Genomic DNA, 10,680 nt, shown 5'->3' on the forward strand with positions numbered 1-10,680 from the left:
GCGGCACTTCCGGCGGGGCGCTCAGCGGAAGACGGACGGCGGTGGCGCCGGGGAGGCCACGGCCGCCGCGTCCGTCACGGGTACCGCCCCGCCGGTGAAGTCGGTGAGCGGCCTGCCGTGTTCGACGCGGCCGGGGTGCGGGTCGGAGGCGGCGCGCCGGGTGAGTTCGGCGAGCGGGAGCGGGGCGTCGGAGGCCACGAGGATGGCGTTGCCGAAGCGCTTGCCGCGCAGGACGGCCGCGTCGGCGATCAGCGCGAGTTCGGCGAACCGGGCGGCGGCGGTGGCGATCTGGCCGCGCAGATGCGCGAGCGGCGGGCCGTCGGCGAGGTTCGCGGCGTAGACCCCGGTGGGCCCGAGCGCCCGGCGGACCTCGTCCAGGAACTCGGTGGAGGTGAGGTGGGCGGGGGTGCGGGCGCCGCTGAACACATCGGCGATGATCAAGTCCGCCCATCCGTCGGGGACTTTGCCGAGCCCCACGCGCGCGTCCGCCGAACGGACCCTGATCCGGGCGCCCTGGTCCAGCGGCAGTTCCCGGCGCACCAGCTGCACCAGGCTCGCGTCCCGCTCGACGACCTGCTGGGTGGCGCGGGGCCGGGTGGCGGCGACGTACCGGGCGAGGGTGAACGCGCCGCCGCCGAGGTGCACCGCCTGCACGGGCTTGCCGGGCGGGGCGACGAGGTCGATGACATGGCCGAGGCGGCGCTGGTACTCGAAGGAGAGGTACGCCGGGTCGTCCAGGTCGACGTGCGACTGCGGGGCGCCGTCGATCAGCAGCGTCCAGGCCCGGCCGCGGTCGGGGTCCGGGACCAGCTCGGCGAGCCCGCCGTCGACCGCCTCCACCACGGGCTGTGCGGCGGCCGGCCTGCGCCGCCCGGTGTCTCTCGTACTCCTCGACCTGCCCACCGGCTCATTTTCGCAGGTGCCGGGGCCGGGTGCCTCACCGGCAGCTGTCGGCCGCCTCGATCAGCCGGGCGGCCTCGCCGAGCGCCTCGCGCAGCACCACCGGGTCGGTGGCGAGGTCGGCGTCGCCGGGCGGCAGCAGCCAGTCGGAGCCCTCCACCGGCGGCTCGGGGGCCAGGCGCATGCCGCGCCCGTCGGTCCCGGTGCAGGTGCTGCCCGGCACGTCCCAGCAGGCCGCGGTGCCGGCCGGGACCAGGAAGCCGAGGGTGTCGCAACCGCCGTCGTGGAGCACGGGCCCCATCGCGTCGCCGGAGCCGCGCCGCAGGATGTCGACCGCCTCCAGGCCCTGCCGGGCGGGCACCGTCACGAGGTCGCACACCGCCTCGCCGGCCGCGCCCGACGGCGCCGGCGTACACGGTTCGTTGCTCTGGCTGGTCTCCATGCCGGCCTCCACCACACAGCACTGTTGCGGTCCAACCGGTCCAACGCGCGAGGGCGTCAACGGCTACGGCACAAGTGCGCCGCAAAGGATGGCACTTCATGGCAGATCGTGGATGAGATATCCGGTTTGTAGCCAAACACCGCGTGGCGGGTCCGTCACAGCAGGTACGTTCATGCCCGGTTCGACGGTTCGCACGAGAGGACCCGGCCATGGCGTCGTCAACCGTGACCTCGTCACAGTCCGAACGGCCACCACGGCCCAACCTCGCCTTCCGGCAGTTGCGCGGCAGGCGTTCACCGGCCGAGTTCGCGGCGCTCGTACGGCGCGCCGCGCGCGAGATCGGTGAGCGGGTGAGCTGTGACGCGCGGTACATCGGCAGGGTCGAGGCGGGTGAGATCCGCTGCCCGAACTACGCGTACGAGCGGGTGTTCCTGCACATGTTCCCCGGCCGCACGCTCACCGACCTCGGCTTCGCGCCGCGTTCGTCCGTGCGCGGACGGGCGGCGCGCCCGGCCGCGGACGGACCCGGTGAGTCGGAGGCGGCCTCCGGGCCGTATGACACACCGGACCCGCACGACGAGTACGACCCGCAGGACCAGCACGACCGGCACGACCCGCACCACCCGTACGACCCGCACGAGCCGTATGACCCGCGCGAGCCGCACGAGAACCACCACCTGAACCACGAGGAGAGCGACGTGCTGCGTCGCGCATTCATGACCGGCGGCGGCGCCACGATGGCCGCCGTCACGCTGGCCCCGATGGGGCTCGCCCCGGACGCCGCGGCCGCCGTCAGGCGCCCCGGGCGCGCCGGAACGGCCGAGGCGACCGCCCTGGAGGAGGCCGTCCGCCGCATCCGGCTGCTCGACGACCGGCACGGCGCGGACGGCCTCTACCGGCGCGCGGCGGCTCCGCTGCGCGCCGCCTACGCACTGCTGGACGCCGGCGCGACCCGGCAGACGACCGCCGACCGGCTGCACTCGGGCGCCGGTGAACTCGCCATCTCCGTGGGCTGGTTGGCCCATGACTCGGGCCGCTTCGAGGACGCCCGCTCGCACTACGCGGAGGCGTTGGCCACGGCCCGGATGACCGGGGATCCGGCCCTGGAGGCACACGCCTTCTGCAACACCGCGTTCCTCGCACGGGACGCCGGCCGGCCCCGGGAGGCGGTCCGCGCGGCCCAGGCCGCCCAGCGCGCCGCCCGCCCGCTCGGCTCCGCCCGGCTGATGTCCCTGCTGGCGCTGCGCGAGGCGGGCGGCTGGGCGGGGCTCGCCGACCGCACCGGCTGCGAACAGGCGCTCGTGCGGGCCCAGGCTCTCTTCATCCGCGGCCGCTCGGACTGCGACCCCGAGTGGATGAGCTTCTACGGCGAGGCCGAGCTGGAGGGTCTGGAGGCGCAGTGCTGGTCCACACTGGGCGACTGGCGGCGCGCGTCACGGCACGCGTACCGCGCGACCGAGTTGCAGGATCCTCACTTCAGCCGGAACATCGCGCTCTACACCGCCGAGCTGGCCGACGATCTCGCGCGTGAGGGACGGCCGGACGAGGCCGCCGCCGCCGGGATGCGGGTGCTGTCCCTGCTGGACCAGGTCCAGTCCTCACGGATCCAGAGCATGCTGGCGGGTACCGCACGGGTGCTGCTGCCGCACCGGCGGGCGTCCGGGGTCTCCGAGTTCCTGGAGCGGCACGCGTGCCTACCGAGGCCCGGGCGGGTCTGAGCGGACTCAGGACGCCAGGTGGCCCACGTCGTTCCAGCTGTGCACGGCCGGCTCCCCGTACGCCCAGCCCAGGACCGACAGCGACGTCGGGTTCAGCCGGAGCCGGGCGCCGAAGGACAGCGGAAGGCCCAGCCAACGGGCGCCTATGGAGCGCAGGATGTGGCCGTGGGCGAAGACCAGGACGTCGCGGTCGGCCGCGCGCGCCCAGGAGACCACCTCGTCCGCGCGCGCGGTGACCTCCGCGACGGTCTCGCCTTCCGGGACACCGTCCCGCCAGATCAGCCAGCCCGGCCGCCCGGCGTGGATCTCGGCGGGGGTCAGGCCCTCGTAGGCGCCGTAGTCCCACTCCATGAGCGTGTCCCAGTCGGCGGCGCGGTCGCCGAAGCCGGCCAGGTCGCACGTCTCACGCGCGCGTGCCAGCGGGCTGGTGCGCACCTCGACGTCCGGCAGCCCGTCCAGCGGGGCGCTGTGCAGGCGCTCGCCGAGCAGCTTGGCGCCGCGCCGGCCCTCCTCCAGCAGCGGTACGTCCGTCCGGCCCGTGTGTTTGCCGGACAGTGACCATGCGGTCTGTCCGTGCCGGGCCAGCAGGATGCGCGGTGCCATGGGAGACCTTTCCGGATGCGAAGGGAACCCCTCCATCATCGCTCACCCCGTACCGGGGCAACCCAGCGGGCGATCTCGGCGTCTTCGAGGTCTGAGTGCCCACGCGGGCACGTCGCCCGGGCGAACGCTCGAGCACCTCTCGAGCGGAGAGGGAGCGCCCGCACGGGCGATGGACGAACACCGTAAAGTGGCACGGTCGCCCTGCGGGGCGCGGGCCGCACAGCACGACAAGGGGGAGGGCGAACGATGCCGACCGAGGCACCGAGCACCGGGGCGGCGACGCCCACCCGGTTGCGCTGGTGGACCGAGCTGCCGCTGATCGTCCTGGTCTACGGCTGCTACTCGGCGGGCCGCCTGCTCGTGCGCGGTGACGTCGCCTCCGCCGTGGACCACGGCCTGGCGATCCTGCGCATCGAGAAAACCCTGCACATCAACGCCGAGAACCCGCTCAACCGGCTCTTCACGCGCGAGCCCTGGCTCGGTGTACCGGCGGACTTCTGGTACGCCTCGCTGCACTACCTGATCACGCCCGCGATCCTGATCTGGCTGTTCAGGGCCCGCTCCGAGCACTACCGGCGGGCCCGCACCTGGCTGATGACGTCCACGTTCATCGGCCTGATCGGCTTCACGCTGCTGCCGACCTGCCCGCCGCGGCTGCTCGCCGCCGGGCACGGTTTCGTGGACACCATGGCGCACTACAGCTCCTACGGCTGGTGGGGCGGCGACGCCAGCGCGCCGCGCGGGCTGGGCGGGATGACCAACCAGTACGCGGCGATGCCGAGCCTGCACGTCGGCTGGGCGCTGTGGTGCGGGGTGATGCTGTGGCGGCACAGTGGCACGCGCGTGGCGAAGATCCTCGGTGTCGCCTACCCGCTGGGCACCGCGCTGGTGGTCATGGGTACCGCCAACCACTACCTGCTGGACGCGGTCGCGGGTGTCGCCGTGATGGGTGTCGGACACCTGCTGGCGCCGTGGGTGATGCGGGTCCTGGACCGGCTCCGGGCCCGCCTGTTCCCGCGTCTCACACCGGTCTCCGACGCCTCGGTTTCCCCGATTGTCAGTGGCGGATGCCAGACTTCCGCGGGTGAGCGAATTCCACGGCAGCGCGAGTCTCGGCTCGACGCCGGGGCCGAACCCGACACCTCCCCCAGCGACAAGGGCGAAGGGGCTGCGGCGTCGGCTCGCTGAGCTGCGCGGTCCCGACGTACCGGCCAAGGCCCTGGACGCACGCGCCCTCGCGGCGCTCGCCGCGAACCCCGGGTGCCGCAGGCGGGCGATCCTGGACGGCGCCGGGGTGGACAAGGCACGGCTGGCGAGCGCGCTGGGTGCGCCGTCCGGTTTCGGGCAGTCGCAGTTCGCGCTGACGCGGGGCAACGCGTTCGAGGCACGGGTGAAGGCGGACGGCGGCGCGGAGTTGCTGCGCCTGGCACACGCCTGTCTCGACCCGGGCGCCGTGCCGCCCGAGGGGGCCGCCGTGCCCGACCTGACCGCGCACGGCCCCGAGGGGCGTACGGCGCGTACGGCGCTGGCGCTGCGGGAGGCCACGCGCGCGGGTGGCTGGGCGCTGCTGGACCATCCGATGCTGGCGCTGGACGTGGCGGGTTCGCTCGCCTTCCTGGAGCCGGACGCGGTGGTGGTGCACCCCGACGGCAGCTGGTCGGTGGTGGAGATCAAGTCCTTCCCGATGCTGGACGGCGCGGCGGACCCCGCCAAGGTTGGCGCGGCGGCCCGCCAGGCGGCGGTGTACGTGCTGGCCCTGGAGGAGGTGGCCGGGCGACTCGACCCCACCCCGGTCGTACGCCACCGGGTGCTGCTGGTGTGCCCGAAGGACTTCTCCAACCTGGCGGCCGGATCGGCCGTGGACGTACGCAAGCAGCGCGCGGTCACCGCGCGCCAGCTGGCCCGGCTCACCCGGATCGAGGAGATCGCCGAGGCCCTGCCCGAGGGCGCGTGCTTCGCGCCCGACCGCAGTGCCGGGGAGCTGACGGCGGCCGTGGCGGCGGTCCCGGCGACGTACGCGCCGGAGTGCCTGTCCGCGTGCGAGCTGGCCTTCCACTGCCGGGACCACGCGCGTGCGGCGGGCGCCGTTACCCGCCTCGGCCGCCCGCTGCGCGCCGAACTGGGCGGTCTGGCCACGGTCGAGGACGTCCTCGCGGCGGCCCGGGGCGAGGCGGGCGACCCGGCCGACCCGGCGATCGCGGCGCTGCGCCGCGCCGCCGCCCTGCGCGCCGAGGCACTGGCGACCGCTCCCGGCATGCGCACCGCGGGACCGGAGGAGGAGGCGGACACGCCAGGCACGCACACCGCAGGACCGGTGGAGGGGGCGGGCGGGCCGGGTGGGCGCGCTGGGGCGTCGGAGGAGGTGGCCGCGTGTCGCTGATCACGACTCTGGCCCGGTTCGAGGCCGTCGACAGCGGCCGGGCCCAGGCCGTCGCGACCGTCCGGCACCGGCATCTGTCCGCGCGCCCGCTGGTGTTCGTGCCGCTCACCACCGCCGGTGAGACCGGCGCCCCGCTGGGCGCGCTGGTCGGCACCGACCGGGACGCGCCCCGCCTGCTGGTCGTGCCGCAGCCCCGCGACCGCGACCTGCGCTTCGGCTTCCTCGCCGACCTGGCCGACGTCGTCCTGCCGTACATCGACGCCCACGCGGAGTCGGTCGAGGCGGCCGAGCGCACCGAGACCGACCCGGAGACCGGCAAGCGGGTCAAGGTCGAGGTCGAGCTGTGCGCGGACGCGCCCCAGCTGATCGTGCCGAGCCGCGCGGGCCTGGACCTCGTCCGGCTGCTGGGCCGCTCGACGCGCTTTCGGCGTACCGCCGAGCAGGACCCGGAGGCGCCCCATCCGGCGCCGCCGCACATCCCGTTGCTGGGCCGCTGGCTGACCCATTACGGCGAGCGGGCCCGCGTCCCCGGCTCCTCGCTGCTGCTCGCCCTCACCGACGTACTCTCGCGGCACTGGGCCACCGGCCAGTCCAGCCTGGAGGACCAGCACCTGGGCGCGCTCCTCGCCTGGATCGATCCTCCCGAGGGCACATCGGGCGCGGAGGCCGCGCGCGCGGCCGAGCTGGCCCGGGACGCCGACGGCCAGTTGCTCTGCCCGCCCGCCGGTCCGGCCACCGACCCGGCGTTCGACAACAAGCTGCTGGCCCCGGCGATCGAGCGCTACGACCGCGCGCGTGCCGCGCTCGCCGCCGCCGAGGACGCCGTGGCCGCCGACGACCGGCTGGCCGCGCTCACGGCGGCCGAGCGGGAGATCCGCGACCTGGTGGCGAGCCGCACCCGGCCGACCTGGGACGCGGTGTGGCGGGGCCTGGACCTGCTGCGGGAGCTGCCGCAGGGCGCGTACGCCGAGGAGCGCTGGACCCGGGACCGCTGGTCGTTCACGGGCCACCGGGACCGAGTGCTGGCCGGCGAGCCCCCGCAGCCGCGCCGGGACGACGCGGTGACGGCGGCGAACAAGCTGGCCACGCGCGAGCGTGAACAGGCCCGGCTGGAAGCGCAGGAGGCGTTGGACGACCCGCTGGTGATGGCGGGGCGGCGGCTGGCCGGGGAGGCGTTCGCGGGCGAGGTGATCGATGTCGTCATGGCGTACAGCGAGGGAAAACGGCCGAGCCCGCGCCCGCTGGTGACGGTGCGCACGGACGACCGGCCGCAGGCGGCCGAGCGGGCGAAGGTGTACCGCTCGCTGGGCGGCAGACCGCAGTCGGCGGAGGTGGTCGGGCAGGAGGCCGGCGGAGTGCTGGTCCTGCGGGTGCTGGACAAGATGGGCCGCGGCAAGGAGCCGGAGCCCGGTTCGGTGCCGGAGAAGGGCGACCGGATCTGCTTCACGCTGTTCGAGCACGAGCAGCGCGGCGGCGCGAAGCTGCCCGACCCGGAGGAGACCCCGTGGACGCACGGCGGCCCGCCGGGCGAGCCCACGCCGGAGGCCCCTGACGCCGTGACCGAGGAGGACGTCCTGTGAGTCCCGCGCATCCTGCGCCGGCGGTCGGTTTCGACCCCGGAGCCGCTGCCGCCCGCGCCACCGACGCGATCCTGCGCGACACCCTGCACGGCACCGAGCGGGGCGTGGTCGTGGACTCCCCGCCCGGCGCCGGCAAGTCCACGCTGGTGGTCCGCGCGGCCCTCGAACTGGCCGACGCCGGGCGCCCGTTGATGGTGGTGGCCCAGACGAACGCCCAGGTGGACGACCTGGTCCTGCGGCTCGCCGAGAAGAACCCGGAGCTGCCCGTCGGCCGCCTGCACAGCAGCGACGCGGACGCGTACGACCCGGCGCTGGACGAGCTGCCCCGGGTCCGCACCTCGGCGAAGGCCGCCGACCTGAGGGAGCTGCCCGTCGTGCTGTCCACGGCCGCGAAGTGGGCGCACGTCACGGTGGACGAGCCGTGGCCGCACGCGATCGTGGACGAGGCGTACCAGATGCGCTCGGACTCGCTGCTGGCCGTGGCCGGGCTGTTCGAGCGGGCGCTGTTCGTGGGCGACCCGGGCCAGCTGGACCCGTTCGCGATCGTCGGCAGCGACCAGTGGGCGGGCCTGTCGTACGACCCCTCGGCCTCCGCCGTCAGCACGCTCCTGGCGCACAACCCGGCCCTGCCACAGCACCGTCTGCCGGTGTCCTGGCGGCTCCCGGCCTCGGCGGCTCCGCTGGTCTCGGACGCGTTCTACCCGTACACCCCGTTCCGCAGCGGCACGGACCACGGCGAGCGCCGCCTGGCCTTCGCCGTCCCGTCCGACGGCTCCGGCCCGGACCGGGTCATCGACGAGGCGGCGCACTCCGGCTGGGGCCTGCTGGAGCTGCCCGCCCGGCACACTCCGCGCACGGATCCGGAGGCGGTGCGCGCGGTGGCGGCGGTGGTCCGCCGCCTGCTGGACCGCGGCGGTGCGGCCACCTCCGAGCGCTCCCCGGACCCGTCCCCCCTCACCCCCGACCGCGTCGCCGTCGGCACGGCCCACCGCGACCAGGCGGCGGCGGTCCGCGCGGCTCTCGCCGAGCTGGGCGCAGCGGGCGTGACGGTCGACACGGCCAACCGGCTCCAGGGCCGCGAGTACGACGTCACGGTCGTCCTGCACCCGCTCTCCGGCCGCCCCGACGCCACGGCGTTCCACCTGGAGACCGGCCGCCTGTGCGTCCTCGCCTCCCGGCACCGCCACGCGTGCATCGTGGTCTGCCGCGCCGGCGTGGGCGACCTCCTCGACGACTACCCCTCCACCGAACCGGTCCAGCTGGGCACCCTGGTGAAGTTCCCGGACGGATGGGAGGCGAACCACGCGGTCCTGGCCCACCTGGCCGAGCACCGGGTGGTCTGGCATCCCTGACCGCCACTGCGGAGCCTGTCCGGCAGACGATCAGGGTCCAACCCGCCGGACCGGGTCCGGCACGCCGCCGGAGGCGGCCAACGGCTACAGCCCCGGACGGATGAGAGGCGAACCACGCGGTCCTGGCCCACCTGGCGGAACACCGGGTGGTCTGGCATCCCTGACCGCCACTGCGGAGCCTGTCCGGCAGACGATCAGGGTCCAACCCGCCGGACCGGGTCCGGCACGCCGCCGCAGGCGGCCAACGGCTACAGCCCCGGACGGATGGGAAGCGAACCACGCGGTCCTGGCCCACCTGGCGGAGCACCGGGTGGTCTGGCATCCCTGACCGCCACTGCGGAGCCTGTCCGGCAGACGATCAGGGTCCAACCCGCCGGACCGGGTCCGGCACGCCGCCGGAGGCGGCCAACGGCTACAGCCCCGGACGGATGGGAGGCGAACCACGCGGTCCTGGCCCACCTGGCGGAGCACCGGGTCGGCCGGCGGCCGTAGGTCACCCGTGAGGGGCTCTTGCGGGGGCGCGGGACAATGGACGGTGGCCCACCTGAAGGTGGTGCCCAGCGAACCGCACGAGGAGGAGACAAGACATGGCGGAGCCCACGCCGCGTCGTGACGAACCGCGGCTACGCCCCGCGCCGCTGCTCTTCGAGCCCGTGGAAGCGGCCGCCGATCCCGAGCACTTCTTCGATCTGGAGTCGATCGAGGATCCGCGGGCGCTGCTGGCCCGGGCGACGGAGCTGACCCAGGCCTTCCGCGCGGCCGCCGACCGGGCGATGGAGTTCCAGGCCGTCGCGGCGGCCCAGCTCGCCGACCCGCGTCGTTTCGACCGGCTGACCCCGGCCGACATCGCCGAGCGCGCGGAGTGGACCGAGGACTACGCGAAGAGGATGGTCGAGTTCGGCCGGGACCTGCTGCGGGGCGACAGCGAGGGGCGGACGTCCCCCGACCCCGTGTGACCGCCGATCCCGTGTGACCGCCGGCACCGTCAACCCGGTGCGTCAACGCGATACGTCAACCCGCCTGGCATATGCCAGGCGGGCAAGATACTCCTCTCCCACCCCCGTTGTCCCGGTTTTCGGCAACTCAGAAGAACGGCCCGATCACCCCCGGTACACCTGGTGGGTATGAGCAGCACACCGAACGTCACCCGCGTCACCGCCGACGGCGTCGCCTGGCTCGCTTCGACAGGGACATATCCCCGGAGCACGCTCGCCCGCTGGCAGGAGCACCCCGACGCCCCGGTCGTCCTGCCCTGCGGCACCGCCTTCGACGTGGTGAGCGCCCCCGCGGTCTTCGGGCGCCGGATGCTGGACCAGCTGTGGGACGAGGGTCCGGGCTCGGGCCCGGTCGCGATGTTCCGGGGCCGCATGCTGCTGTTCTCCACCCCGGGCACGGCCCAGCGGCTGCCCTCGCTGCTGGCCTGGGAGGAGTGGGGCTCGCACCGTACGCAGGCGGTGCCGCCGCTGCTGTGCCACGGCACCGGCGACGCGGTGACCGTCCCCGCCCCGTACGGCGACGCCCCCGCCATGAGCGAGTCGCGCTGGCTGGTGGCGCCGGACCAGCGGCGCCCGTGGCTGCCGGGACCCGAGGTGGTGCTCTGGGCGGCCGTACGGGCCGCCCGCGCTGCGGTGCGGATATCGATTTTTCCTCCCGCCGACCAGGATGCTAAGGTCTACGACGTCAGCAGGCGCCGCTAGCTCAGTTG

General features: G+C 74.8%; 10 protein-coding genes. 7 read left to right on the forward strand and 3 right to left on the reverse strand.

Annotated features, from left to right (window positions below):
- Positions 1-21: 21 nt before the first annotated feature.
- Together BIV23_RS32090 and BIV23_RS32095 are read right to left on the reverse strand one after the other, a co-directional pair.
- Entirely contained in the window at positions 22-903 is an 882-nt protein-coding gene (locus tag BIV23_RS32090; protein ID WP_071384494.1) for a spermidine synthase, read from the reverse strand.
- A 34-nt stretch (positions 904-937) separates the two neighbouring features.
- Positions 938-1,342 (reverse strand): hypothetical protein, encoded by a 405-nt coding sequence (locus tag BIV23_RS32095; RefSeq protein ID WP_071384495.1) that lies wholly within the window; start codon positions 1,340-1,342, stop codon positions 938-940.
- 209 nt (positions 1,343-1,551) lie between these two features.
- On the opposite strand from BIV23_RS32095, the gene BIV23_RS32100 reads away from it, so the two are divergent.
- On the forward strand, positions 1,552-3,060 hold the full coding sequence (locus BIV23_RS32100; protein WP_107471326.1) for an NsdA family TPR-like regulatory protein: 1,509 nt from the start codon (positions 1,552-1,554) through the stop codon (positions 3,058-3,060).
- Between the two features lie 6 nt (positions 3,061-3,066).
- Here the strand turns inward: BIV23_RS32100 and BIV23_RS32105 are convergent, their stop codons facing one another.
- Positions 3,067-3,663 carry a histidine phosphatase family protein gene (locus tag BIV23_RS32105; RefSeq protein WP_071384496.1) on the reverse strand — a complete coding sequence of 199 codons (597 nt, stop codon included), beginning with the start codon at positions 3,661-3,663 and terminating at the stop codon, positions 3,067-3,069.
- A gap of 246 nt (positions 3,664-3,909) precedes the next feature.
- Here BIV23_RS32105 and BIV23_RS32110 point away from each other — a divergent pair, with 246 nt between their 5' ends.
- The 6 genes from BIV23_RS32110 to BIV23_RS32135 all read left to right on the forward strand — a co-directional run bounded on the left by BIV23_RS32110 (position 3,910) and on the right by BIV23_RS32135 (position 10,672).
- The gene (locus BIV23_RS32110) at positions 3,910-4,851 is read left to right on the forward strand and encodes a phosphatase PAP2 family protein (protein WP_071384497.1); all 942 of its coding nucleotides are present in this window, start codon (positions 3,910-3,912) and stop codon (positions 4,849-4,851) included.
- Positions 4,748-6,043 (forward strand): hypothetical protein, encoded by a 1,296-nt coding sequence (locus BIV23_RS32115; RefSeq protein WP_425443545.1) that lies wholly within the window; start codon positions 4,748-4,750, stop codon positions 6,041-6,043. Before BIV23_RS32110 ends, BIV23_RS32115 begins: the two co-directional genes overlap by 104 nt.
- Positions 6,034-7,623 carry a hypothetical protein gene (locus BIV23_RS32120; RefSeq protein WP_071384498.1) on the forward strand — a complete coding sequence of 530 codons (1,590 nt, stop codon included), beginning with the start codon at positions 6,034-6,036 and terminating at the stop codon, positions 7,621-7,623. Before BIV23_RS32115 ends, BIV23_RS32120 begins: the two co-directional genes overlap by 10 nt.
- A complete protein-coding gene (locus BIV23_RS32125; RefSeq protein WP_071384499.1) occupies positions 7,620-8,975 on the forward strand; it encodes an AAA domain-containing protein in 1,356 nt (451 codons plus the stop codon). Before BIV23_RS32120 ends, BIV23_RS32125 begins: the two co-directional genes overlap by 4 nt.
- 587 nt (positions 8,976-9,562) lie before the next feature.
- Positions 9,563-9,931: a hypothetical protein gene (locus tag BIV23_RS32130; RefSeq protein ID WP_071384500.1), complete on the forward strand. Its 369-nt coding sequence runs from the start codon at positions 9,563-9,565 to the stop codon at positions 9,929-9,931.
- Between the two features lie 168 nt (positions 9,932-10,099).
- Positions 10,100-10,672, forward strand: a complete 573-nt coding sequence (locus BIV23_RS32135; RefSeq protein ID WP_071384501.1) for a bifunctional DNA primase/polymerase — start codon at positions 10,100-10,102, stop codon at positions 10,670-10,672.
- Positions 10,673-10,680 lie beyond the last annotated feature (8 nt).

This window comes from Streptomyces monashensis (assembly GCF_001866665.1).
In the GTDB taxonomy this organism is placed as follows: Bacteria; Actinomycetota; Actinomycetes; order Streptomycetales; family Streptomycetaceae; genus Streptomyces; species Streptomyces monashensis.

Coding starts and splice junctions, on each gene's coding strand:
- BIV23_RS32095 (WP_071384495.1), bottom strand. CDS start 1,342: ATGGAGACCAGCCAGAGCAACGAACCGTGTACGCCGGCGCCGTCGGGC.
- BIV23_RS32100 (WP_107471326.1), top strand. CDS start 1,552: ATGGCGTCGTCAACCGTGACCTCGTCACAGTCCGAACGGCCACCACGG.
- BIV23_RS32105 (WP_071384496.1), bottom strand. CDS start 3,663: ATGGCACCGCGCATCCTGCTGGCCCGGCACGGACAGACCGCATGGTCA.
- BIV23_RS32110 (WP_071384497.1), top strand. CDS start 3,910: ATGCCGACCGAGGCACCGAGCACCGGGGCGGCGACGCCCACCCGGTTG.
- BIV23_RS32130 (WP_071384500.1), top strand. CDS start 9,563: ATGGCGGAGCCCACGCCGCGTCGTGACGAACCGCGGCTACGCCCCGCG.
- BIV23_RS32135 (WP_071384501.1), top strand. CDS start 10,100: ATGAGCAGCACACCGAACGTCACCCGCGTCACCGCCGACGGCGTCGCC.